Below are 26,879 nucleotides of genomic sequence, written 5' to 3'. Positions count from 1 at the left end.
AAAATGGTAAATATTTTGAGACTGTCAAGGTTTTTTGGCATTTCTACTCTGTTTTAATGACACAATCCGGCATTCTCTATTTCCAATCATTTGGTAGTTAGTTAGTCCTTTATTTTCTGAATATTTAGATCAAATTATCGATTATACCACTTTATGAACATTTGACTTCCTAATTGATAAACATTATCATTTGATTTGCTTGCGTGATAATTGAGAATCATTTTCATTTAAATTTTTATTACTACACTCATCCACTATCCGCAAGCCTGCTTTTATCATCATATGAGGTCAATTTGAGAAAGGGGATTTTTCACATATGACCAAACGCACTGAAGGAATGGGTACTGATGATTCACTTTTTGGAGAAAGCCGTCCTTTTTTTATACCTGGGACGGAGCAACTAGATATCACAACACACCCATACAGACTTTTTATATTTAAACCGAATACCACTCCTCCCGAAACTGGTTTTCCAGTCATGTACGTGCTTGATGGGAATTCACTTTTTGGCACAATGGTCGAAGCGATCCGTTTACAGTCAAGAAGACCTGAAAAAACAGGTGTCGTACCTGCTATTATTGTTGGAATTGGCTATCAGACAGAAACGCCCTATCATCCGCTTAGGCATTATGATCTCACTCTTACCGGCCCTGACGTTTCCATTGGGGGTAAAAGAAAGGACTTCTCCATCCATACATATGGCGGCGCCTCTGCTTTCTTTTCTTTTTTAGAAAAGACGGTTAAGCCATACATTGAGCAGCGCTTTCCGATTAATCAGAGTCGTCAAACACTATTTGGCCATTCTCTTGGCGGGCTTTTTGTATTACACACACTATTTGAGCACCCTGACGCTTATCAGACATATATTGCGGGCAGTCCTTCTATCCACTGGAACAAAGAATTATTTCTAGAAAAAGAACACCAATTTACCAACCGCATCCGTCAAGTGCCTATGGATGTAAGGCTACTTGTAGGTGTAGGTGAGTTAGAAAAACATCATCCATGTCAAATGAATGCTCATGCAAAGTCTCTAGCCAATCGTATGCTGCCTTTATCCTCGTATGGCTTGCATACGACCTATCACGAATTTCCTGAAGAAGGACATACGTCTGTTTTACCGGTGCTGATGAATGACGCTTTTCGTTTTGCATTTTATCATCAAGACCCTTTAACAACTACAGACTTGAAAGAAAGGTAGTGAACACATGAAACAGAGTGGTCTGTCTCATAAAATTGCCCTTATTACAGGCGCAGGGCAAGGTATCGGACAAGCAGTCGCCAAGAGACTAGCCGATGAAGGTGCGATCATTGCAGCAGTTGACACAAATGAAGATCAGCTGCAAAGCACCGTGCAGAAGTTGAATGATAAAGGCATACGTGCCTTTGCCTATCCAGGTGACATTACCGATCAAGCATCTGTTCAGCACATTGTCGATCAAATCGAAAAGCAGCTTGGCCCCATTTATTTACTGGTCAATGTAGCAGGCATTCTTCGGATTAGTTCGATTGATCAGATTAGTACAGATGATTGGCACCAAACCTTCGCAGTCAATACACATGGTCTCTTTTACATATCCCAAGCTGTCTCCAAATACATGATGAAAAGATCAGAAGGGGTCATTGTGACTGTCAGTTCTAACGCAGGTGCCATTCCTAGAATGAATATGGCTGCCTATGCTGCTTCAAAAGCAGCAGCTACTTCTTTTACAAAAACACTTGGATTAGAGCTGGCTACCTATGGCATTAGATGCAACGTCGTCTCGCCCGGCTCTACCGCAACACCTATGCAATGGGCTTTATGGTCTGATGAGCAAGGAGCAGATCAGGTGATTAAAGGTTCATTAGAGACGTATAAAACCGGTATTCCTTTACAAAAAATCGCTGACCCTCAACAGATTGCTGATGCAGTCATCTTCTTTGCATCTGAGCAATCCAGTCATATTACGATGCAGAATCTCACAATTGATGGTGGTGCAACACTCGGAATTTAGCATTTTATCAAAAAGGAGGCCTTTTCATGAAACATTCATTATTGTCGACAGAAGAAAAAGTACAGCTGATCCAAGACTATCAGCCAGGCGCATTTTTCCTTGCTTCTCCTAAACGAGCGTTACTTGCAGAGGGGATATTCCAGCATATTAAAACCAATCAACTCGATGAACTACCCACAAAGGTAGCCCATGTTTTTGAGACTGCCAAACAAGCTGGTATTCAAGCACCGATTGTTGCTGGTGCTGTTCCGTTTGATCCGGCGCAACCCGTTCGTTTAAATGTGCCAGTCCATGTACAGTTTAGTGATCCACTCGAATTTCATCAAAGTGATGAGGAATCAGAAGTGACATCACCATCCTATGAGGTGACACCTGTCCCTTCTCCTGAAGTCTACATGAATGGTGTGAACGAAGGGTTAGCTAAAATTGAAAAAGGAGAGCTTAGCAAAATCGTCATTTCTCGATCTCTCCATCTCAAATCAAATGAAGACATTCATACGAAAACAATACTCGAACGACTGGCTCGTCATAATACGAATGGCTATACATTTGCTGCAAATGTAGCTGATCCGAAATCTTCCCAAAAACGCACACTTCTTGGGGCAAGCCCTGAGCTGCTTCTTTCAAAAACTGGTTCATCTGTGATTTCCAATCCACTCGCTGGTTCTCGGCCACGCAGTTCAGACCCCGTAGAAGACCAGCGTCGTCACGATGAACTTCTTACTTCTGCAAAGGATTTACACGAGCATGCAGTAGTTGTCGATGCTGTCACTAAAGCGCTTGCTCCTTACTGTCATACGTTAGATGTACCTGCATCACCATCCGTCATACAGACAGAAACGATGTGGCATTTATCTACTGTGGTCAAAGGTGAATTAACAGATTCCAATGTGTCCTCCATTGATTTAGCGCTTAGCCTCCATCCAACACCCGCAGTATGCGGAACACCTACAGCAGATGCACGTGAAGCCATTCAAGCGATTGAACCCTTCGATCGAGGATTTTTCACAGGAATGGTCGGTTGGGCAGATGCAAATGGTGATGGAGATTGGATTGTCACCATTCGCTGTGCAGAAGCTGAAGGTCACTCCCTTCGCCTCTTTGCTGGTGCAGGAGTGGTCAAAGGATCAAAGGCAGAAGAAGAGCTAGCCGAAACATCTGCAAAATTCAACACGATGCTTCATGCGATGGGCATCCATCAGCTATAAAAATACATAGGAGATGACAAAAGACATGTTTGTTCAACCACCTACATGGCCAGAAGAATTTGCAAAACGCTACCGTGAAAACGGCTGTTGGCGTGGAGAAACCTTTAGCGGGATGCTTCGTGAACGCGCCGTATCGTTAGGGAATAAAACAGCGATTACATACGCTGATACACACATGAGCTATCAAGAACTTGATGAGCGCGTCAGCAGTCTTGCCGTCGGTTTTCATCAGCTTGGAATCCAAAAGGGAAGTCGAGTTGTCGTACAGCTTCCTAACATTCCTGCTTTTTTTGAAGTCGTTTTCGCTTTATTTCGTATCGGTGCTTTACCCGTTTTCTCACTGCCATCTCATAGAAGCAGTGAAATCACTTATTTTATTGAATTTGCCGAAGCAGACGCATATGTCATACCAGATATCGATGGCGGCTTTGATTATCGATCACTCGCACGTCAAGTGAAAGAAAAACTTCCCTCATTACCTCATGTCATTGTTGCAGGAGAAGCTGAGGAATTCCTAGACTTGGATGATTTGCGCAAGGACCCAGCGCTTGATCCACAAATACATGTAGAGGCAAGCGACATTGCGTTTCTTCAGTTATCTGGAGGAAGCACAGGCCTTTCAAAACTCATACCTCGTACACATGATGACTATATTTATAGTCTTTGGAAAAGCAATGAGGTGTGCGAGCTCACACAACATAGTGTGTATCTAGCTACACTTCCAGTTGCACACAACTATCCATTAAGCTCGCCTGGCGTCCTTGGGACATTATACGCTGGTGGAAGAGTCGTTCTTGCACCTGGATCAAGCCCTGATGTCGTCTTTCCACTCATTGAAAAAGAACGGACGACTATTACCGCTGTCGTTCCACCAATTGCATTGATTTGGCTCGAAGCCGCTCCTCATCGATCAGATGACTTATCGAGTCTTGAGGTCTTACAAGTCGGTGGTGCTAAATTAAGTGCTGAGGCAGCAAAACGAGTGATGCCTGCCCTTGGGTGTAAGTTACAGCAAGTTTTTGGCATGGCAGAAGGTCTGGTCAACTATACCAGATTGGATGACCCTGAACATGTCATTATCCATACACAAGGACGCCCGATGTCTGAATATGATGAGGTACTAGTGGTAGACGATGAGGACAAGCCCGTCCCGAATGAAGTGGCTGGACACCTTTTAACAAGAGGACCTTATACGATTCGCGGCTACTATAAAGCCGATGAACAAAACAAAAAAGCATTTACACCCGATGGCTTCTACAGAACAGGTGACATCGTGCGATTAACCAAAGAAGGAAATGTTGTTGTAGAAGGCAGAGACAAGGATCAAATCAATCGTGGTGGCGAAAAGGTTGCTGCTGAAGAAGTTGAAAACCATTTACTTGCACATCCTGACATTCATGATGCCGCCATGGTGTCCATGCCAGATCCATTTCTTGGCGAACGCTCATGTGCCTTTGTTATTGCGAAAGGAAACAACAAACCAGCACCGCACGTCTTAAAATCATTTCTAAGAGAACGCGGGCTCGCAGCCTATAAAATTCCTGACCGCATTGAATGGATCGATGCGTTCCCACAAACAGGTGTAGGCAAAGTCAGTAAAAAAGCATTAAGAGAATTAGCTGCAATCCATACTGCCAACGTATAAAAAAGAGGAGTGAAAACCATGGCAATCCCTACTATTCCTGCGTATCCAATGCCAAGCATACATGATTTACCCGAAAATAAAGTGAACTGGATCCCTGATCCGAAACGTGCTGTCTTGCTGATACATGACATGCAGCAATATTTTTTAAATGCATTTCAACAAGATACTTCACCGATTACAGAGTTAGTGCAGCATATTGAACAATTACGTGATACATGCAAAGAACTCGGCATTCCAGTCGTCTATACAGCTCAACCTGGTGATCAAGACCCGAAGGATCGTGCCTTATTAACAGATTTTTGGGGACCTGGTCTTGGTGATGATGAAGCATTGACAAAAATCATTGATCAGCTTGCTCCATCTGAATCAGATACCATGCTGACAAAATGGCGTTATAGCGCATTCAAAAAATCCAACTTTTTAGATCTTCTTCACGAAGGCGGACGTGATCAACTGATCATTACTGGCGTATATGCACATATTGGATGTATGCTGACAGCCGCAGAAGCATTCATGTTCGATATTGAAACTTTTTTTGTCGCCGATGCCGTCGCTGACTTTTCACTTAAGCATCACAAAATGGCAATGACCTATGCAGCTGAACGCTGTGCAGTCACCACAACGACAAACCAAATCATCAGTCGTTTAACAGGACAAGAAGCAAACAGTGATGACCTATCCTTTGATGCCATCGTTCACCAAGTAGCTGAGTATCTTCAAATCAATCCAAATGAAATACCGCTTGACGAGAATCTCGTCTACCTTGGCCTTGATTCAATTAGAATGATGAGCCTAGCGGAAAAGTGGAGACAGCAAGGAGCAACAGTCAATTTCGTTGAGCTTGCAGCAAATCCAACGCTCATGTCTTGGCGGACTCTTCTTTTCCCAGAAAAACAGCCATCTATCCCAAATATCGATTACTTGTAAAGGAGGTTTAAGCCCTTGTCGATCCAGTCCGTCGATTCATTCCCACTAACCGGTGCCCAATCAGGCATTTGGTATGCGCAGCAGCTTGATCCATCTAACCCTATTTTCAATACAGCTGAGTATATAGAAATTAAAGGTCCTATTGATCCCATACACTTTGAAGCAGCCATTCGAAAGACTGTCTTAGAAGCAGATTCCTTGTATATGCAATTCGTTGAGGATACTGACGGTCCAAAGCAATGGATGACATCTAAGAAAGAGATCCCATTTCAATATGTCAATTTACAAAATGAAAAACAGCCGTTTGGTGCAGCTAAAGCATGGATGAAAGCCGACCTTTCCACACCAGTCTCTTTAGAGAAAGATGTATTATTCCGTGAAGTGCTTTTTCAACTTGCTGACGACCGATTTATTTGGTATCAGCGCATTCATCATATTGCCATTGATGGATTCGCCTTTTCGCTCATTGCACGTCGTGTTGCTGAGGTCTATTCAGCCCTATCGCAAGGGACACCTGTGCCTCCTCAAACATTTGGAGCTTTACATGATGTAGTCCAAGAAGAGATCACTTATCAACAGTCCAATCGATTTGAAGATGATCGAGCATTTTGGAAAAATCGTTTTGCTGATCAACCGGAAATTGTCAGCCTTGCTGAGCTTGCCCCAAGAACGTCGGATCATTTTATCCGGAAAACGGCTAGATACGATGCCGAAAAGGTAAGCAAAATGAAAAAAAACGCCCAAGCCTTCGGTAGTACGTGGCATGAAATGATTCTTGCCGCATCCGCACTCTATATGCATCGTATGACGGGTGCACATGATATTGTTTTAGGATTACCTGTGATGATGCGCCTTGGATCGTGCGCCTTGCAAACACCTGGAATGGTCATGAACCTGGTACCGCTTCGTTTAACATGCAAACCAGAAATGACGCTCTCAGCACTTGTTCGTCAAGTATCTGATGAACTGAAAGCCATTCGTCCTCATCAACGATATCGTCATGAAGACATGCGGAGAGACTTTAAGCTCATCGGAAGAAATCAACGATTATTCGGTCCACAGATCAATATCATGCCATTTGATTATGATCTCAAGTTCGATCAGAGCATTGGTCGAGCACACAATCTCTCAGCAGGACCGGTAGATGATTTATCGATCAACATATACGACCGTGCGGATGGAAACGGATTTCAAATCGACTTTGATGCAAACCCTGCTGTTTACAAAGAGACAGCCGTTGACGCTCATCAACATCGTTTTCTTCAATTGCTGGAGGAAATAACCGGACTAGAGCAAGATCAGACAATCAGTCAATTCAACCTTCTTTTGTCTGAAGAAAAAGAGAACATTCTCAAGCACTGGAATGATACAAAACGAGAATTACCAAAAGAATCATTACGGGAACTATTTGAAAAACAAGTGAGCAAAACGCCGCAAGCAAAAGCATTACAGTTTGAAGGAATCATTTTGACCTATGAAGAGTTGAATCAGCGGGCAAATCAATTAGCTCATTATTTGAAAAATCGTGGCATTGGACCAGAACAATTCGTCGCAATCGCTCTGCCTCGATCCATCGATATGGTCGTAAGTCTATTAGCCGTCGTCAAAACGGGAGCCGCATATCTGCCACTAGACCCTGATTATCCTAACGATCGTGTCGCCTATATGCTAGAGGATGCCAAACCGGCGTGCTTGCTCACAATCAATGAGACAGCAGGTGGTTTGGACTATCCTCACATCGTTCAACTGGATGATGCAACTGTTCATCAGGAGATAGCAGGCAGTCCGCATCTCAATCCTACCTGGAGCGAGGGTTCTCCACATCACCCCGCCTATATCCTCTACACGTCAGGATCGACAGGCAAACCAAAGGGTGTTGTTGTAACAAAGCGAAATGTAATCAACTTTATATTGTCCATGCAAGATGCATTTTTATTAGATCAAGGAGACCAGCTTTTAGCGGTAACGACCATAGCCTTTGATATTTCCGGGCTAGAAATGTTCCTCCCACTTTTACATGGGGCTGCTATTTTATTGGCAAAAAAAGAAACGATACAAGAACCAGCAAAACTTTCAAACATGATTCGTTCTCATCATGTCACAATCATGCAGGCAACACCAACGCTGTGGCATGCATTGGCAGATGAATACCCTGACGTGATCACAGGTATGCGTGTTCTTGTTGGAGGAGAAGCACTTCCTGCCTCCCTTTTGCACACACTGCAATCTCTTCAATGCGACATTACCAATTTGTACGGACCTACAGAAACGACGATCTGGTCTACGATGGAAAATGTCACAGCACATCAAGAGAATAGCGGGCCGGCAATTGGTAAACCCATTTGGAATACGAGCATTTACATTTTAGATGAAGGACTAAACCCAGTCCCAGCAGGATCAATCGGTGAACTTTATATTGCAGGTGAAGGAGTATCAAGAGGATATCTTGGACGATACGACTTAACGGCAGAACAATTTGTCGCTGATCCGTTCGGCACAAAAGGCACGAGAATGTATCGTACTGGAGATTTAGCCAGATGGCGTGAAGATGGTTCGATTGATTATATAAGCCGTGCCGATCATCAAATTAAAATCCGCGGCTTCCGTATTGAATTGGGTGAAATTGAAACCGTGATTATGCAGCACCAAGCTATAAAGCATACATCTGTGATCGTTCGTGAAGATCAACCTGGGCAACAGTTGCTTTGTGCGTATGTTGTGCTGACAGACGACTCAGCTCTTCACCCTTCAGAGCTCAGGCAATTTGTGGCTGCATTACTTCCAGACTACATGGTGCCTTCTGCTGTTGTCGTTTTGCCGGAACTGCCACTTACACCAAACGGCAAAATCGATCGCAAAGCATTACCAGTGCCAAATATGTCTTTAGTTAGTTCCGATCGTACACCTAGAACACCTCAAGAAGACATGTTATGTAGTTTATTTGCAGAAACACTTGGCCTATCTCAAATTGGTATAGATGATAGTTTCTTTGACTTAGGTGGGCATTCTTTACTTGCCGCTCGTCTGCTTCGACGTATACGAGATACATTCGGTGCAGACCTAAGCATGAGCACCATTTTTGAATCACCTCGGGTTGCTGAACTTGCGCAGCACTTGGACAAAGCGAAGGACATTCGGCCGCCGCTTCAGGTAGAAAACAAGCCAGATGAGATTCCGTTATCCTTTGCTCAGAAACGGCTCTGGTTCCTTCATTGCCTTGAAGGGCCAAGTCCAACTTACAATATTCCACTTGTCATTCAGCTAACAGGTACACTAGATCAACAAGCTCTAACTGGTGCTTTGGCAGATATCACTGAAAAACATGAAACCCTTAGAACCATTTTTCCAAATAAGAACGGCATGCCAAGACAGGTTATTTTACACCCAAAAAGTGTTCAGCCTGAGCTCCATGTCACAGCTTCGAGTGATCAACAAATTGAGAATCAATTAAATGAATCCATTCGCTATAGCTTTCAGCTTGAAGAAGAACCTGCACTGCGAGCAGAATTATTCACGCTTGATGCCAATCGGTCTGTCCTGCTTCTATTGCTGCATCATATCGCTGGTGACGGCTGGTCACTTGCACCGTTGACACGAGACTTAGCTGCTGCTTATGAAGCTCGTATTCAAGGGAAATCCACCTCATTGCCAGCGGAACCTGTTCAATATGCTGACTATGCTATTTGGCAGCAGAAACTGTTGGGCAGTGAAAAAGAGACGGATAGTCTATTTGCCAAGCAACTCAGCTATTGGAAAGGTGCCTTACATGACCTGCCAGAAGAACTTGAGCTTCCCTATGACTTCCCACGTCCACAGGAAGGAAGCTTCAACGGTGCGACGATAGACTTTACGATCGAACCGGCTTTACATCAAAACCTTCTTGAGTTTGCGAAACAGCATCAAGTGAGTTTGTTCATGGTGCTTCAAGCATCCCTTGCAGCATTACTGACACGCCTTGGGGCGGGGACAGATATCCCAATCGGCAGTCCAATTGCTGGACGGAATGACGATGCACTTGACGATATTGTCGGATTGTTTGTGAACACACTAGTATTACGTACAAATACAGCTGGTAATCCAACCTTCAGTGAGCTATTGAAGCGAGTGCGAAACGTTGACTTAGCAGCCTATGAGCATCAGGATCTGCCATTTGAACGGCTAGTGGAAATCCTAAATCCAACCCGCTCCAGATCACGGAATCCATTGTTCCAAGTCATGCTTGCCTTCCAAAATACACCGAAGGCGGAAATGAAGCTGACACAACTTGATTCGGATCTCTACGTAAAACCAGTGGGATCAGCTAAATTTGATCTGACCATCGAATTGACAGAACAAAGAACTGAAACTGGATCAGCAGCAGGATTAACAGGATTGTTTGAATTCAGCACAGATGTATTTAAACAAAGTACCGTTCGAGCAATCGCTGACAGAATGAAGCGCTTTTTAACAGAAATAGCTGAGCGCCCACATCTGCCGATTGGTCAAGTGAACATTTTATCAGATCAAGAACGACAAACATTTCTCCCTGACAAACAGACATTCGCTCAGTCAGACCAAGCACATAGTCTCCCGGCCTTATTTGAAAAAACGGTGCAACAATTCCCTGATCGAGTGGCTGTAACGGATGGCAAGAGGCAGCTGACCTATGGTGAGTTAAACAACAAAGCTAATCGTCTTGCTCATTTATTAATACAAAGAGGCGTTGGACCAGAACAGTTCGTTGCACTTGCCCTGCCTAGATCAATTGATATGCTCGTCAGCTTATTAGCTGTTCATAAAGCAGGCGCAGCCTATGTTCCTCTTGATCCTGACTATCCAGCAGACAGGCTGGCATACATGATACAAGATGCCAAACCAGTTTGCAGCATCACAACAAAAGCAGCTGCATTGCATCTCCCTGCTGACTGCGATTTGATTTTGTTAGACGAAAAAGAAACAATTGATCAATTGCTGACTACGCCAAATCACAATCCGGCTGATATAGACAGAATTGAGCCGCTATCTTCTCTGCATCCGGCCTATATTATTTATACGTCCGGCTCTACAGGGAAACCAAAAGGAGTGGTCATTCCACACCAAAATGTCATCCGTCTTCTGACATCTACTGAACATTGGTTCCATTTCGATGAAGAGGATGTTTGGACAATGTTCCATTCATATGCCTTTGACTTTTCAGTTTGGGAAATATGGGGACCCCTTTTATATGGCGGGCGACTTGTCATTGTTCCTCATACCATCTCTCGTTCTCCAGAAGAGATGATGCAGCTTCTAGTCGATGAAGGTGTGACTGTACTTAATCAAACACCTTCCGCCTTCTATCAGCTCATGCAGATAGACAAGGAACAACAAACACTTGGTCAAGCATTATCACTCCGCTATGTCATCTTTGGCGGTGAAGCATTAGAGCTTAGCAGATTAGAAGATTGGTACAGCCGTCACTCAGACTGCAAGCCAAAATTAATTAACATGTATGGCATTACAGAAACCACCGTTCACGTTACGTACAATGTACTCAATCGAGACATGATCGCAAAGAAATCCAGCAGTTTAATAGGCGAACCAATTTCTGATTTACACGTGTACGTACTAGATGAATACCTACAACCTGTTCCACCTGGGACAACAGGTGAAATGTATGTAGCTGGAGCTGGTTTGGCAAGAGGTTATCTAGGCAGGCCTGACCTGACCTCAGATCGATTCCCTGCTGATCCTTATGGAGCACCTGGCACAAGGATGTATCGTACAGGCGACCTCGCTCGCTGGACAGAAGAAGGGGCACTTGATTACATTGGTAGAGCTGATCATCAAATTAAAATACGCGGGTTTAGGATTGAACTTGGAGAAATCGAAGCCGTTCTATCACGCCACGACGCAGTTGCACAAGTTGCCGTCATTTTGCGAGAGGATCAGCCTGGCGACAAACGCTTAGTTGCATACATCGTTACAACTGAAGAAGACCATTTCGATACAGAGACTCTTCGCCATTTTGCGGCAGCCAGTCTTCCTGATTACATGGTGCCTGCGGCTTATGTACAGATTGATACGATGCCACTTACAGCAAACGGGAAGCTTGATCAAAAATCACTACCGGCACCTCAATTGCATATACAGCAAACGGATGGCCGCGGCCCAAGAAACCCGAAAGAGGAAATCCTGTGTCATCTTTTTGAAGAGGTGCTTGATTTGCCAAAAATCAGCATTGACGATCGCTTTTTTGACATTGGCGGGCATTCCTTACTTGCGGTTCGTTTAATCAGCCGCATTCGTGATGCACTTGGTGTAAAACTGAGCATCGGAACGTTGTTTGAAGCACCGAACGTTGCCAGCTTGGCAGAGAAACTAGAAACAGGAAGCGATGAAAACGCACTAGAAATCTTACTGCCGCTACGAACAAATGGAGAAAGACATCCTCTCTTCTGTGTTCACCCAGCAGGTGGTCTTAGCTGGTGCTATGCAGGTCTCTTGAACACATTAGAGAAAGACATCCCTATTTATGGATTACAGGCACGAGGAATCGCAAGAAAAGATGACTATCCGCATACACTCGATGATATGGCTGCCGATTATATTAAGCACATCCAAACGATTCAGCCAAAAGGCCCTTATCATCTACTTGGCTGGTCACTTGGCGGAAACGTTGTACAAGCAATGGCTACTCAACTCCAGCAGCAAGGTGAAGAAATCGCTCTCGTTGCGATGCTGGATGCCTATCCGAACCATTTCTTACCGATTAAAGAAGCACCTGATGAAGAAGAAGCACTAATCGCTCTTCTTGCACTCGGCGGTTATGATCCAGATACCTTAACAGGTGAACCGCTCACGATGAAGAGTGCTGTCGACATCTTGAAGAAAGACGGCAGTGCACTAGCAAGCTTAAGTGAGGATGCCATTAGAAATCTAAAAGAAACCTATGTCAACTCAGTGCGATTGCTCGGGGAATATCAGCCAAAAACTTATCAAGGGGACATATTATTCTTTAGATCTACCATTATCCCAGACTGGTTTACACCGATTGATCCCGAAGCATGGGCACCTTATATCAACGGAACCATTGAACAGCACGACATTCATTGCCGGCACAAAGACATGTGCCAGCCTAAACCCCTAGCAGAAATTGGTGTCATCTTAGACAACGCTCTGCACCGGGTCAAACAAAAGCACTAAGAATAAAGGAGAGATGACAAATGACAAATCCCTTTGATCGTGAAGACGGTGTATTTCTTGTGCTTGTCAATGAACAAGGACAACATTCACTTTGGCCATCATTTGCACCAATACCAGATGGATGGGAAAAGGTCTTTGGTGAAGACACTAGAAATGCCTGCATTGATTATATCCAGACACACTGGCAGGACTTACGGCCATTAAGCTTAACAAAAGAACCTGCGTTAGCACATGGAAAAACGGAATAAATCATCGCACCCTGATCTCCATCAGGGTGCTTTTTTTAACAGAATAAACACACCATTTTCCAGCTCTTTCTGATACAATTCAATTGAGAATGTTTATCAATTAATAAGAGATCAGGTGGTTTTATGGGAAACAATCATCAATTATGTACAAAGGTAAATGCTGAACAATGCATTTATCGATTAACATATACTGAAAAAATAAATAATGCAGATCTTCCACATACGGAGCAGCAATTGTCAGATACTTTCTGCCTCCTCTTTAGCATAAGCGGCAGCGGTTTACTTACATTGAATGATCAAAGATGGCGATTGAAAAATCTGACACTCTATACGATGATGCCTGGGGAAACATTTATGTTGAAAACAGAGCCTTATCAAAAACACGAGCTCTATCTGTTTCGATTTCAGATGTACACGCTACAAGGTCAAAACATAGAAGAAGTATCAACTGAACATGCCCGATCTTTACTGAATGTATGGCAATTTATCGATATTAGCTCGATTGAACAAATTCATTCTTTACTATCCGACATGACAACAGAATGGCAAAAACCTGAATCCATTAGCTTTTTTAGAAGCCAAACCCTTTTTCAACAGCTCATCCTGCAGCTTTTCACACTGCATAAAGAAGACATTTGTGACACAACACATGCCCTTTTCAAAACAAAACAATATATCGATCAACATTCCGAAGAACCTCTCAGCCTTACAAGTCTATCTCATATGGCTGGTATCAGCGCCAATCATTACAGCGAGCTATTTAAAAAGCATTTTGATGTGAGTGTCACTGATTATATCACCAAGAAAAGACTGGCTAGAGCCAAACAGTTAATGGCGAAAGGTCATGCAAAGCTCAAAGACATTGCACAGGATATTGGCTATCAAGACCCCTATTACTTTAGCCGCATCTTTAAGAAAAAAACGGGTATCACTCCTTCTGCTTATATGAAAAGCCGTCAACGGAAAATGGCTGCCTATGGCCATTCCATACTCGGGCAGCTCACACCTATTCATATCATCCCATATGCTGCCCCTCTTCACCCTAAATGGACAGCACATGACTTTGAGCATTATGCAGAAGAAATTCCGATCCATTTGAGTGCACATCGTATCAACGAGCACGCTGAAGCCAATATACAGCAATTGATGGAAGCACAACCTGAGCTGATCATTGTCAATGATCATGTGACAGAGGCAGAAAAACAAGCGTTGAAAACCATCTGTCCTGTGCACTTTGTTCCATTCACACAATTGGATTGGCGCACTCAATTCAGACAAACAGCTCTGTTCTTAAACGAAACGAGGGAAGCAGAAGAATGGCTGTTTCATTACGAAGAACTCGTCATTCAAGCGAAAAAGGCATGCCTTGTTGATCATCCACCAAGAACCGTCCTGCCTCTTCGTATCTTTCAAGATCAGCTCTACTTATCTGTCAATCGCACCTTGTCAGAAGTAATTTTTCATGACATTGGCCTTCTGCCGGCTTTTCAGAATGATGGCCAGCTCATCGAAAAAAAAATCAGCATTCACTCTATACAGCAGTTAGACCCAGATGCAATCTTCCTCTTGTTGCATAAAGAACCAAAAACCCTTGCTTTTTATCAAAAATTAAAGCAACAGGAGGCTTGGCAAAATCTCAAGGCTGTGACGCAACAAGCCGTCTATCCACTCGCTTCTGACCCTTGGCGTGAATACACAGCAGCCAGTCATCAACGAGTCATTCAGGACCTTTTATCTTTTTTTCCGTAAAAAGTCCATCACTAGACAGATCATTGTCTATGGATAAAAGGACGAATGACTACTACAATCTTTAATTGAGAACAATTATCAGTTAAAGGAGAAAACAAATGAAAAAATGGTTCGCATTGCTTATCCTTTGTATCATGACGATCATCGCAGCAGCCTGTGGTGCTGCAGAAAATAAACCGGCTTCCAACACAACCAAAAGCAAGTCAGCTGAAGCAGCAGAAACAAATATCAAATACTTAGATCAAACGTACAAACTGAAAACACCAGTGAAACGAATCGTCATTGCTGGAAGCCTAGAATCGATGGAAGATGCAAAACTACTTGGTATCGACCCTATTGGTGCTTCTACTGTAGGCGGCACTTTCCCTGAATTATTTAAAGACATTACAGCAAAAACAGAAGGCATTGGGGAAAAAACTGAACCAAACCTAGAAAAAATCTTAAAACTAAAACCAGACGTGATACTCGGATCAACCAAGTTCCCGCCTGCAACAATTAAAAAACTAGATAAAATCCAAACGACGATCCCAGTATCACATGTCTCTTCCGACTGGGAAAGCAACCTTTTATTACTCGGTGAACTGACTGGAAAAAGTGAAGAAGCGAAAAGCATCATTTCTGATTATCAGAAAGATCTCAAACAAGCGAAAGAAACCCTGAAAGACAAAAGCAACAACAAAACAGCTGTCATTTTACGCATTAGACAGGGCGACCTGTACGTGTACCCTGAAGACGTATACTTCAACTCTACTTTATATGGGGACTTAGGGTTTACAGCACCAAGTGATATCAAAAAAGCCAAAGCACAAGCAATGATTTCATTGGAACGCCTAGGCGAACTCAATCCTGACTATATCTTTGTTCAGTTCTCCCAAGAGGAAAACTCATCGAATCCAAATGCATTGAAGGACTTAGAGGGAAATAAAATTTGGAACAGCCTAAAAGCTGTGAAAAATGGGCACATCAATGAAAATGTCGTTGATCCTATGCTTCAGGGAGGAACAGCACTAAGCAAAACAACTTTCCTTGATCAGGCTGTCAAATGGCTAGATCAAACCAACTAAAAAGATGCGCATCTTGACAAAGGGCTAAACATTTTAGCCCTTTGTTCTTCTTTTCAGCAGAGCTTGAAAACTTGAAGGAGAGAATACACATGAACGGAACGTTTCTATATGACGAATTGAACGGGCGGCAGCTTGATATTTACCTTCCACCGGACACCTCTATTGATGTTCCAGCTGTCTTTGTACAAGATGGCTCTTCTTTGTTTAGAACCCACCTGCTAGAGATCGAAAGCATGATTGAAGCCAAAACCATCTCGCCAATCATCATCGTCGGTATACATCCATTCAATCGACTTGACGAATATACACCATGGAAAGCATCATCACTGCGTTCTGGATTCCCTGACTTTAAAGGTGAGGCACAGACATATGTGTCATTTTTAGCAAATGACTTGCTTCCATATATCAAAAGAGAATACTCAGTCAAACAGACCGGTCATGAACATAGTCACATAGGTGCTTCATTAGGTGGGCTATTTGCAATTTATACTTTATTGATGTACCCTGCTCTTTTTAAAAAAATCGCATCTATCTCTGGATCATTTTGGTATCAAGATTTTCTACCATTTGCTAAACAACAAAGCATTCAGTCTGTGGACCACCTTGTCTATTTGTCTGTAGGCAGTGAAGAAGGGAAAGGCAAAACATCTGTCCAACAGCACATGCCTTTATTCAACAAACAACTCCATGATCTTTTATTACAGAAAGGGATGCAGGAACGAAAGCTTCACTTTCACATTGAACAAGGAGAGGGCCACCATCTGAAACAATTTCAAAAAAATTTCTTATCGGCCATCAAGTGGTTTTATAAAAGAAAACCTAAATTTTTTATCAGCAAGTCACAAAGTCGATATGGTATATTGGAACGTATAGATTGAAAGAGGAGGGATTTGCGCATGAGACCTTTACAAATCTCAGCCGATACCGCACAAAAGCTTGCTGCATCACTTAATGTACCGTTAGAGCAAATCATGCATATGCCGCAGCACATCTTATTAGCTAAATTAGCGGAGCTTGAACAGAAGAAAGATCGTTCTTAAAGAAATAAAGGAGTTTACATTCATGGAACAACAACTAGAAAAATCAACATTTCATCCTCGCAGTACAGGGCAAACCATTTTGCTGATTGCTGGGATTTTACTCATTGCCTTTAATCTGAGGCCAGCCATTACGTCTGTTGGTCCTGTGATCGGTGCCATTCGTTCTGATTTACAGCTTTCAAATGGACTGGCTGGTTTCCTCACGACATTACCACTGCTCTCATTCGCATTGCTATCTCCCATTGCACCTAAAATCGGAAAACGTCTTGGGAATGAACGAACACTTTGGCTTGGGCTTGCTGTCCTGCTCTTTGGGATTGTCATTCGTTCATTTGGCAGCATCACCTTTTTAATGATGGGAACAGCGCTAGTCGGCGTCGGGATTGCGATTTGTAATGTGCTTTTACCTGGACTTGTGAAACATAAATTCCCTGCACATGCTGGATTAATGACAAGCGTGTATACGACATCGATGTCCGTTTTTGCTGCACTTGCATCTGGTGTCAGTGTTCCGCTCAGTCATGCGATGCCTGGCGGCTGGAATACATCATTCCTTGTCTGGGCCGGACTTGCCCTTCTTGCGATGATGGTGTGGGCGCCGCAGCTTCTTCATCAGAACACAGCGGCTGTCAAAAGCATTTCGCTCAAAGAGCAGCCAATATGGCGTTCACGTGTCGCATGGCAGGTGACCTTTTTTATGGGCTTGCAATCATTCCTTTTCTACAGCAGTATCGCATGGTTTCCTGATATTTTGACATCACATGGAATGAACCTAGCGACAGCGGGATGGATGCTCTCTATTATGCAGTTCACTGGTCTGCCATCCACCTTCTTAACGCCCGTTTTTGCAGAAAAATTAAAAACGCAAAGACCGCTTGTCGTCGGCCTTGTCCTTGTGTATTTACTCGGCATGATTGGTCTCCTTCTCGGAGGGTCGACGCCTATTCTTGTCATCTCTGTGCTATTAATCGGCGTCGGACAAGGGGCCAGTATCAGTCTTGCCCTCACATTTATTGGATTAAGAACAACCAATATGGAACAAGCAGCTGCCCTTTCTGGAATGGCGCAGTCACTTGGTTATTTATTAGCCGCTGTTGGTCCATTCATGATCGGTATCCTTTTTGATGTGACACATACATGGACGCCATCTATTATCATCTTTATCATCGTTCTATTTTTCATGTTTTTATCCGGTATGCGTGCTGGACGAAGCATCTATATTTCAGATCCATCATAAAAAAAGAACCCGCCTCACGAGGAGACGGGTTTTTTTCTGTTTTATGCTTGTTCTGTGACGTGCACCTTTAATGTTGCTTGTACTTCTGGGTGAAGCTTCACCGGTACATTTGTGTATCCTAGCGCACGGATGGCATCATTCAACTCAATTTTACGCTTATCGAGTTTGATTTGATGATCTTTTTGCAATTTATCAGCGATCTGTTTGCTTGTAATCGAACCAAATAGACGACCGCCTTCACCTGATTTAGCAGTGAGTTCCACTGTCAGCGCCTCAAGTGTTTCTTTTAATTGTTTCGCTTGCTCAAGCTCTTGGATGGCATTCTTTTTCTCTTTGTTTTTCTGCCCTTCCAATGCACTTAGGTTCGTTGGAGTTGCTTCAACAGCTAACCCTTGTTTGATGAGAAAGTTGTGAGCGTATCCGTCAGCTACATTTTTGACTTCGCCTTTTTTCCCTTTGCCTTTTACGTCTTTTAGAAAGATGACTTTCATCTTTGAACCCCTCCTTCGAAATATTCGTCTATGGCAGCTTTTAACTTCTCTACCGCTTCTTCAATGGTTATACCATAAATCTGGGTCGCAGCGTTAGTCAAATGACCGCCGCCATCTAATGCTTCCATAATAATTTGAACGTTGATATCCCCTAACGATCTTGCACTAATACAGACCGTATCGTCATCTCGCCTTGCGACAGCAAATGATGCTTCAACCTCACTCATCGACAAGAGAGAATCAGCCGTCTGTGCGATCGTAATTTGATCATAATACTCAGATCTGTCAGACGGCAAGGAAGCAATCGCTACCTGATTTTGATACAGCTCTGTATGCTGAATGAGCTTTGCCCGTTTGATGTAATGATCGACTGTCTCTTTCAAAAACTTTTGCACAAGGACAGGATCTGCCCCTTTTGCACGAAGGTAGGATGCTGCATCGAACGTTCTTGACCCCGTTCTGAGGGAGAAACTCTTCGTATCCACGATAATCCCAGCAAGAAGTGCTGTGGCCTCAATCATGTTAATCCGCAATTTCTTCGGCTGATACTCTAACAGCTCTGTCACAAGTTCTGCTGTAGATGAAGCATACGGCTCCATATAGACAAGTAAAGGATCACGGATAAATTCCTCACCACGTCTATGGTGGTCAATGACAACGACGTTTTCGATCTTATTTAGCAGTCGTTCTTCCATCACAAGGGACGGTTTATGTGTATCTACGACCACAAGCAATGTGTCATCCTTTGCAAGCTCCATCGCTTCCTCAGGCGTGATAAAACGGGACCAAAGTTCTTCATAATTCTTAATTTCACTAATTAAGCGTTGAACGCTATCCCCAATCTGGTTGGCATCAATGACGATGTAACCTTCTTTTCCATTCGCTTGAGCAACCTTTAAAATCCCGATCGAGGCACCAATAGAGTCCATGTCGGGGAACTTATGCCCCATGATCATGACATTACCGCTTTCAGATACAATTTCTTTTAAAGCATGTGAAATGACCCGTGCGCGTACTCGTGTCCGTTTTTCCATTGGATTGGTTTTTCCACCGTAGAATTTCACTTTCCCATTCGGCTGTTTAATCGCTACCTGATCCCCGCCTCGTCCGAGGGCAAGGTCAAGACTCGACTGCGCAAGTGCGCCAAGTTCTTTTAAAGAAGGAACAGACGCACCGATTCCAATACTAAGGGTAAGTGTGGCGCTATGTGCCCCTGTTTTCTCACGAACCTCGTCTAAAATGGAAAACTTCGATGTTTCAAGCTCTGCTAAGATGCTCTCGTTTAATACAGCCATAAATCGTTCAGATGAAATTCTTTTTAAGAAAATGCCGTATTCTTGTGCCCAATTGTTTAACAGCGATGTGACTTCACTATTTATCGCGCTACGCACCTGATCATCAAGACCCTGCGTCACATCATCATAATTGTCTAAAAAGATATAAGATAACACCGTTCGTTCATTTTCATACTGTCTTTCAATCTGCACTTGTTCCGTGACATCAAAGAAATATAAAAGGCGCTCTGACCGTTTAATAATGACTTTGAATTTCCGGTCATTCAGCGTCACATTTTCTGTCTCAACCTCTTGTTTAATAAGAGGCACAATGGATTCAAATGTATCATACAAGGATCTGCCGACAAGTGTGCTTTCATGGAAGCACGAAGCGAGAAATGGATTGGTCCATTCGATATAATACTGGTCATTAAACAGCATAATACCAATTGGCATCTCCATTAATGCTTCTTCTCCAACCTTTTTGACTCGATAGGATAATGTTGAAATATATGAATCAATCTCTTTTTGCACCTGCGTATCTGCCCACTTTAAAAAGTAGAGCACACCCGCAAGGACTAAAAGACCAACCGCTCCTATGATCCAATTAAAATAAAGGTTGAGGAGGACTGTGATCACCGCAAGAACAATTAACGCGAAGATCGGATACTTGATGACAGGTTTTCGATAGAAGCTTGGCACTGATATCAACTCCTCAACATTCAGAGTGAATTATTTGTTTTTACTTTTTCTCTTAAATCAAAGCCTATGTCAGCAATCCCTATAATACGCACAATCACACCGATTGGCGGAAAGAGAATCGTCAATACGACGGCAAAAATGGGTACCACTTTTGAGATGTTTTTTTCGTGGCAATAATAGAAGATAAAAGAAAAGCCCTGAATAAGCACCAGTATAAATAAAATTTGAAAAGCACTCGTTTGCACGAGCGATAAAAAGCTGCCTTTCTCCGGCTGAATCAGCATCAAAAGCAGTGTGAGTAAATAATACCATACCATGCTTTTTGGCAGCCGCATATCCTTAAATTTCTTAAGAGCTGGCATGTCTGGAACAAACCGTTTGATCAACGGCCGCACAAACCAATGATTGACGAAAGACATGAGCGTGACAAAAATCAAAAGCGCTACAGGTAAAGAATTTAATGCCGTATCCTGCATCTCTCTAAACTGCTTGAGTTGTTTTGCTATGTCCTGATCAGAAGCGCCAGATTGTTTTAAGGTACTCTCTACCATCGGCATGATTTGGTCAATTGATTCCTTTGCGACACCCAGTATATCTACTTGAAACAGCTGGACACTGACAACAAAGTAAATGAGAAAACTGAATAAGTAGATCAGCGCACCCGTAATAATAGCCTGACCTGGCTGCCTCCTGCTGTAGAAAACACCCATACCTACTCCAACAGCAATCAGCATTGGCGCACTTAAAAGCCCATTAATTGACCCAATTAAAAAGCTGATCACTATGCCAATAGCGCCAGCCGCAATTCCTTTTTTCAAGCCATGCCTGATTGTATAGAGAATGATCGGAATCGGAGCAGCCATGAAGAAAATAATGGCTAAAAGTGGCACATACAAATAAAACAGCGTCATGACCGCAAAAATACTGATCATGATAGCGCCTTCTACTAACGCTTTTGTTTGTTTCACACCTTCACCTCAATCCAATCATTTTTCTATATCTTGCTCAATGTGTACTTCTATGTATACGTACGATGTACGCTCCGTCATATCTTGACCCAACCTTTATTTTACCATAGCCGTAAATCGCAAGTAAAATGCAGGCTATTCCAAGAACGTTTCACGTGGAACAACTTAGATCGTCTTGTACATGCAACTTTTCAGACAGCATGTTACAATTTTTTAGATTATTCTTAGCTATAAACCCTGAATTCAAGGTCAAAAGCTGTTAGAATAGAAACATCATCAATAAAAGTAAGAAGGAGAATTCACATGGGAAAAACACTCGTATTCGGACACAAAAACCCTGACACAGACACGATTTGCTCTGCTATCGCTTACGCTGATCTGAAAAACAAAATTGGCGTTCAAGCAGAAGCTGTCAGACTTGGAGAAATCAATGGAGAAACACAATACGCATTAGATTTCTTTAAACAAGAAGCACCTCGTTTCATTGAAACGGCTGCAAACGAAACAAAACAAGTCATTCTTGTCGATCATAACGAATTCCAACAAAGTGTAAGCGATATTGATCAAGTACAAGTGACAGAGGTCATTGACCATCACCGTATTGCCAACTTTGAAACAAGTGAACCTCTTTACTATCGTGCTGAGCCAGTTGGCTGCACAGCAACGATCTTAAACAAAATGTACAAAGAGCACCAAGTCACAATTGAAAAAGAAATCGCTGGTTTGCTTTTGTCTGCGATCATTTCTGATTCCTTGCTATTCAAATCCCCAACATGCACACAGCAGGATGTTGATGCTGCGCATGAGCTGGCAAAAATCGCAGGAGTAGACCCTGAAGTATATGGTTTAGATATGCTGAAAGCAGGAGCTGACCTAAGCCAAAAAACAGTTCAAGAATTAATCACACTGGATGCAAAAGAATTTGCACTAGGTAACAGCAAAGTCGAAATTGCACAAGTTAATACAGTTGATATCGCTGAAGTAACAGCAAGACAAGCTGACATCGAAGCAAAAATCAATGAAGTCATCGCAGCGAAAGGTCTTGATCTATTTGTTTTAGTGATCACAGACATTCTAGAAAATGACTCTCTTACGCTTGCACTTGGTGCTGAAGCAGCAAAAGTAGAAAAAGCATTCAATGTCACACTTGAAAACAACACTGCTTTACTAAAAGGTGTTGTATCAAGAAAGAAACAAGTCGTGCCTGCACTAACAGACGCACTTTCTTCATAAACATAAAAAGACTGCTGACATCTTCAGCAGTCTTTTTTCTTCTTTTAATGAATGTACATATCGCTGACAAGAATATCCTTTAGCACGCTTGTTGGAATCGTGAATTCAACTACACCCATGTAACCAGGCGCCACATCATATTCGTTGAAGGAAATCACCAGTTTGCCTTTTGAATTGATATAGAAGCTTTGATCTGGCTGAATCTTCTTAAACGGATCAACCGTATCTTGCTTCGTCATCCAGTAAATCTTATTTGAATCCTCTTTCATCTGTTTTTTCATTTGTTCTTTAATATTTTCACTAATCACATCAATATAACGGTCATCTTTAAACAGACTTGGTAATGTAATGAGTACATGGTTTTTCTTATCCACCGTATCATATGTCATTTCCTCTGCCGCAGAAGCCTGAGTCGTCACCTTGTATCGACCTAGTGAAAGAATTTGATCATTGTTTGTTCTTACTTCATATCCGCTCTCTACACTCAAATGACCATTTTTATAACCCTTTGTTTCCTTTTCAAAATCTTGATACAGCTTTTTGTTTTCAGCTAAATATTTTTGATTCAGGCTGTCTTGTAATTTTCCGTCCCCAAGCCCTGAAACATGTGGTGTTTTGAGATCAATATTTGTTCCCTGATCGCTCTTTTTAAATTCTGTGAACGTCACGACTTTCACAAGCTCTCCAATGACAGGTACTTCTGAAATCGCTCTTGCTGCCTGCGGACTGACATTTACAGTGGTGACAAATAAAGCAGCCGCAGCAACAAGTCCGATCGTCCATTTCTGAAAATGAGGTTGCTTGTTTTTTCGTTTTAATGTCCGTTCAACCATAGCATCGTATTCCGGGGGAATAGGGATTTCTAGATATTCCTCTTTTAACTGTTCCAAATGCTTATCCATTTATATTTCCTCCTGCGATAATTCTACTTTTAAAAGCCGCAACGCCTTATATAATCTTGTTTTAATGGTGTTTTCATTTTCTCCAAGAATATGAGCAATGTCCTCTAGCTTTAAATCCTCAAAGAATCTTAATATAATGATGACCCGATACATCTCCGGCAAATCTTCTATCGCTCGTCTGACATCTTGATCCTCATAGACATCCGATTCACCCTGTGATAAAAATTCCAGCGTATCATCGTCTGTCACTTGCACACGCTTCTTCTTTCGTAAAAAGTCGAGGGCAGCGTTTACGACGATTTTATAAAACCAGCTATGCATCTTGGTCGCATCCTCTAATCGGTGAACAGATTTGAGTGCTTTATGAATCGCCTCTTGAACGACATCCATCGCATCTTCTGGGTTTTTGACATAGCTATAGGACAATCGATAAAAACTGTGTTTATGCTCCATTACGTAATCCGCAAATTGATCATCAATCTTTCGTTTCTTCATTTTACAAAGAGCTCCTTTATCTTAAATGCGCATCTGTTATTTCTTACATTGGATAGACGCGCACCTGTTAAAAATAGTTTGCGCTCCATTATTTTTTTAACATGTCATCCCATTTACGTTTCTATACAAAAAGAGCGAACCTGTGGCGGGTTCACTCTTTTAGAGTAGTTATTTTTTGATAAACAAATGGTTTGAGTGGTGATAGCGGATGAATGATGGACACTCCTGTTTCCTGCTCCACCTGCTTTGCAGCGTGAACCATCGAGAGCTGCATCACACAAATATCTCCATACTGCTGCTTCACAGATTGCCTTAACTGTTCCATAATTCGCTCATGGTAGGCTTGTATATCACCGTTCAAGCAAAGATGAAAGACATCCTCTAGCACAACCACTTCTGCCTTCAACTGCTTTCCCCGCTCTTTTACAAATGAAGACAGTCGCTTCATCGTTCCTTCTACTGTATCTGGGTTTGAAAACACTAGCTGAAGCGGACCCTCTCGCTCACAAATCTGCTCAAATAACGGCTCATCTATAGGAACAATTGGTTGTTTGAACAGGTGCTGCTGCTCCCCCAAAGCCGCAATGTATTGTGTACACGTTAATAAAACAAGATCAGCCTCTTCTTCTTGCATGAGTCTGTTGATAGCATAGGTTTGCTGCTGCTCAAGATCAAATGCGGGATCTTGTTTGGCTCGTTCCATAAAGGATGAATCGACGATGTGATGCAGATCAAATCCTGTGTCATAGAAAGCGTCGTCAATGTAAGAAATATTAGATGGATGTGCGTGAAGGCAGTGCAATCGAATCATTAGGTCCGCTCCTCATAAAAGTTTTCACTCATTATATCAATCCTTGTATGAAATAGGGAGCAACATGACCATATTGTTAGGGAGATATTGAAGGAGGGATTCTACCTTGAAAGAAGATCAACAGCCTACATCATCTTCAGAGTCAGAAGAAACCTTGACGAATCGCCAAGGTCACCCAGTAACAGATAATCAAAACATGAGAACCGTTGGGAATAGAGGACCGACTACGCTTGAAAATTACGATTTCCTAGAGAAAATCAGTCATTTTGATCGTGAACGCATCCCTGAACGTGTCGTTCACGCACGAGGTGCTGGCGCACACGGATACTTTGAAGCCTACGGTACATTCGGTGACGAACCCATTTCCACTTATACTAGAGCCAAATTATTTCAAGAGAAAGGAAAAAAGACCCCTGTCTTCGTTCGATTCTCTTCTGTTATTCACGGCGGACATTCACCAGAAACTTTACGCGATCCGCGGGGATTTGCGATCAAATTTTATACAGAAGACGGCAACTGGGATCTCGTTGGGAACAACCTCAAAATTTTCTTTATTCGAGATGCTTTGAAATTCCCTGATTTGGTTCATGCCTTTAAGCCTGACCCTGTCACCAATCGTCAGGATGGTGAGCGCATTTTTGATTTCGTTTCACAATCACCTGAAGCAACACATATGGTGACATTTCTCTTCTCGCCATGGGGCATTCCTGCCACATACCGGCACATGCAAGGCTCTGGCGTCCATGCCTATAAATGGGTGAATCATGAAGGAAAAGCAGTGTTGGTCAAATATCACTTTGAACCAAAGCAAGGAATTCGCAACCTGACACAAGAACAAGCCCAAGCCATTCAAGGGGAAAACTTTAATCATGCCACACAGGATTTATATGAAGCCATTGAACAAGGGGATCATCCTGAATGGGAAGTATACGCGCAAATCATGGAAGATGACACCCACCCCCATCTAGACTTTGATCCACTCGATCCAACAAAGCTCTGGTACAAGGATGACTATCCATGGAAACCGATCGGACGAATGGTGCTAAACAAAAATCCAGAAAATTATTTTGCAGAAGTGGAACAGGTTGCCTTTGGGACGGGGGTTCTTGTAGACGGATTAGATTTCTCAGATGATAAATTGCTGCAAGGACGTACCTTCTCTTACTCTGATACGCAGCGATATCGAGTCGGGCCAAATTATTTACAGCTGCCGATCAATGCCCCGAAAAAGCATGTTGCCACCAATCAGCGAGATGGGCAAATGGAATATCATGTGGATCAAGGAAAAGGACAAAACCCCCATGTGAATTATGAACCGTCCATTCTCGGAGGATTAAAAGAATCGCAGCAAGATGGAAAGGATCATACGCCTTTTGTAGAGGGTGAAGTCAAACGAGAAGCCATTGACCGCCCGAACAATTTCGGACAAGCCGGAGAAACCTATCGCCGCTTCAATGATTGGGAACGTGAGGAACTGATTAAAAACTTAGTCAACACCTTAGCTACCTGTCAAAAAGACATCCAAGACCAAATGATCGAAAACTTCACAAAAGCTGATCCTGACTACGGAAAACGTGTGGCCGATGGCTTAAAAGCCTTCAAACAAGAGGAGCCAAGCGGTCCCATTGGATCAACAGGCGCGGCACAGGCTGTCAACGATGCGATCAACAACAGCACACCTTCAGATCCTTATTAATGAAAAAAGAATGCAGCGGAGTGGCTGCATTCTT

General features: G+C 42.8%; 20 protein-coding genes. 14 read left to right on the top strand and 6 right to left on the bottom strand.

Going from position 1 to position 26,879, the window contains the following annotated elements; genetic code table 11:
• The first annotated feature begins 316 nt into the window (after positions 1-316).
• From MHH23_RS01590 to MHH23_RS01535, 12 genes are all read left to right on the top strand, one after another.
• Positions 317-1,198: an alpha/beta hydrolase gene (locus MHH23_RS01590; RefSeq protein WP_340958746.1), complete on the top strand. Its 882-nt coding sequence runs from the start codon at positions 317-319 to the stop codon at positions 1,196-1,198.
• 7 nt (positions 1,199-1,205) lie between these two features.
• Positions 1,206-1,991, top strand: coding sequence for a 2,3-dihydro-2,3-dihydroxybenzoate dehydrogenase (locus tag MHH23_RS01585; protein ID WP_024718455.1), 786 nt, complete (start codon positions 1,206-1,208; stop codon positions 1,989-1,991).
• Between the two features lie 26 nt (positions 1,992-2,017).
• Complete coding sequence (dhbC, locus tag MHH23_RS01580) at positions 2,018-3,199, top strand: isochorismate synthase DhbC (protein WP_340958745.1); 1,182 nt, start codon at positions 2,018-2,020, stop codon at positions 3,197-3,199.
• A 25-nt stretch (positions 3,200-3,224) separates the two neighbouring features.
• The gene (locus MHH23_RS01575) at positions 3,225-4,844 is read left to right on the top strand and encodes a (2,3-dihydroxybenzoyl)adenylate synthase (RefSeq protein ID WP_268430242.1); all 1,620 of its coding nucleotides are present in this window, start codon (positions 3,225-3,227) and stop codon (positions 4,842-4,844) included.
• A gap of 18 nt (positions 4,845-4,862) precedes the next feature.
• Entirely contained in the window at positions 4,863-5,771 is a 909-nt protein-coding gene (locus MHH23_RS01570; RefSeq protein ID WP_039169005.1) for an isochorismatase family protein, read from the top strand.
• A 15-nt stretch (positions 5,772-5,786) separates the two neighbouring features.
• Positions 5,787-12,935, top strand: coding sequence for an amino acid adenylation domain-containing protein (locus MHH23_RS01565; RefSeq protein ID WP_340958744.1), 7,149 nt, complete (start codon positions 5,787-5,789; stop codon positions 12,933-12,935).
• Positions 12,936-12,955: 20 nt separating this feature from the next.
• The gene (locus tag MHH23_RS01560; protein ID WP_024718451.1) at positions 12,956-13,183 is read left to right on the top strand and encodes an MbtH family protein; all 228 of its coding nucleotides are present in this window, start codon (positions 12,956-12,958) and stop codon (positions 13,181-13,183) included.
• A gap of 123 nt (positions 13,184-13,306) precedes the next feature.
• A complete protein-coding gene (locus MHH23_RS01555) occupies positions 13,307-14,932 on the top strand; it encodes an ABC transporter substrate-binding protein (RefSeq protein WP_340958743.1) in 1,626 nt (541 codons plus the stop codon).
• A gap of 98 nt (positions 14,933-15,030) precedes the next feature.
• The gene (locus tag MHH23_RS01550) at positions 15,031-15,996 is read left to right on the top strand and encodes an iron-hydroxamate ABC transporter substrate-binding protein (protein WP_024718449.1); all 966 of its coding nucleotides are present in this window, start codon (positions 15,031-15,033) and stop codon (positions 15,994-15,996) included.
• 89 nt (positions 15,997-16,085) lie between these two features.
• On the top strand, positions 16,086-16,874 hold the full coding sequence (locus tag MHH23_RS01545) for an alpha/beta hydrolase (protein WP_340958742.1): 789 nt from the start codon (positions 16,086-16,088) through the stop codon (positions 16,872-16,874).
• A gap of 18 nt (positions 16,875-16,892) precedes the next feature.
• Positions 16,893-17,036, top strand: a complete 144-nt coding sequence (locus MHH23_RS01540) for a YycC family protein (RefSeq protein WP_008347524.1) — start codon at positions 16,893-16,895, stop codon at positions 17,034-17,036.
• Positions 17,037-17,058: 22 nt separating this feature from the next.
• Positions 17,059-18,273, top strand: a complete 1,215-nt coding sequence (locus MHH23_RS01535; RefSeq protein ID WP_024718448.1) for a CynX/NimT family MFS transporter — start codon at positions 17,059-17,061, stop codon at positions 18,271-18,273.
• Positions 18,274-18,314: 41 nt separating this feature from the next.
• Here MHH23_RS01535 and rplI read toward each other — a convergent pair whose 3' ends face one another.
• From rplI to MHH23_RS01520, 3 genes are read right to left on the bottom strand one after another with little or no spacing between them, the layout of a single operon-like run.
• A complete protein-coding gene (gene rplI, locus MHH23_RS01530; protein WP_008359128.1) occupies positions 18,315-18,764 on the bottom strand; it encodes a 50S ribosomal protein L9 in 450 nt (149 codons plus the stop codon).
• Positions 18,761-20,740: a DHH family phosphoesterase gene (locus MHH23_RS01525; RefSeq protein ID WP_340958741.1), complete on the bottom strand. Its 1,980-nt coding sequence runs from the start codon at positions 20,738-20,740 to the stop codon at positions 18,761-18,763. Before MHH23_RS01525 ends, rplI begins: the two co-directional genes overlap by 4 nt.
• 20 nt (positions 20,741-20,760) lie before the next feature.
• Positions 20,761-21,708 carry a YybS family protein gene (locus MHH23_RS01520; protein WP_008347532.1) on the bottom strand — a complete coding sequence of 316 codons (948 nt, stop codon included), beginning with the start codon at positions 21,706-21,708 and terminating at the stop codon, positions 20,761-20,763.
• A gap of 303 nt (positions 21,709-22,011) precedes the next feature.
• Here MHH23_RS01520 and MHH23_RS01515 point away from each other — a divergent pair, with 303 nt between their 5' ends.
• Positions 22,012-22,941 (top strand): manganese-dependent inorganic pyrophosphatase, encoded by a 930-nt coding sequence (locus MHH23_RS01515; RefSeq protein WP_024718447.1) that lies wholly within the window; start codon positions 22,012-22,014, stop codon positions 22,939-22,941.
• A 44-nt stretch (positions 22,942-22,985) separates the two neighbouring features.
• Here the strand turns inward: MHH23_RS01515 and MHH23_RS01510 are convergent, their stop codons facing one another.
• The 3 genes from MHH23_RS01510 to MHH23_RS01500 all read right to left on the bottom strand — a co-directional run bounded on the left by MHH23_RS01510 (position 22,986) and on the right by MHH23_RS01500 (position 25,149).
• Positions 22,986-23,843 carry a DUF3298 and DUF4163 domain-containing protein gene (locus tag MHH23_RS01510; RefSeq protein WP_017368457.1) on the bottom strand — a complete coding sequence of 286 codons (858 nt, stop codon included), beginning with the start codon at positions 23,841-23,843 and terminating at the stop codon, positions 22,986-22,988.
• A complete protein-coding gene (locus tag MHH23_RS01505) occupies positions 23,844-24,338 on the bottom strand; it encodes an RNA polymerase sigma factor (RefSeq protein ID WP_007497431.1) in 495 nt (164 codons plus the stop codon).
• A gap of 151 nt (positions 24,339-24,489) precedes the next feature.
• Positions 24,490-25,149 (bottom strand): hypothetical protein, encoded by a 660-nt coding sequence (locus tag MHH23_RS01500; RefSeq protein ID WP_340958740.1) that lies wholly within the window; start codon positions 25,147-25,149, stop codon positions 24,490-24,492.
• 106 nt (positions 25,150-25,255) lie between these two features.
• Here MHH23_RS01500 and katX point away from each other — a divergent pair, with 106 nt between their 5' ends.
• On the top strand, positions 25,256-26,845 hold the full coding sequence (katX, locus tag MHH23_RS01495) for a catalase KatX (protein ID WP_340958739.1): 1,590 nt from the start codon (positions 25,256-25,258) through the stop codon (positions 26,843-26,845).
• The last annotated feature ends 34 nt before the right edge of the window (positions 26,846-26,879 follow it).

Source organism: Bacillus sp. FSL K6-3458, assembly GCF_038005045.1.
Lineage (GTDB): Bacteria > Bacillota > Bacilli > Bacillales > Bacillaceae > Bacillus > Bacillus altitudinis.
The sequence above is the reverse complement of the archived record's forward strand: the minus strand, read 5'-3'. Positions and strand labels throughout refer to the sequence as shown.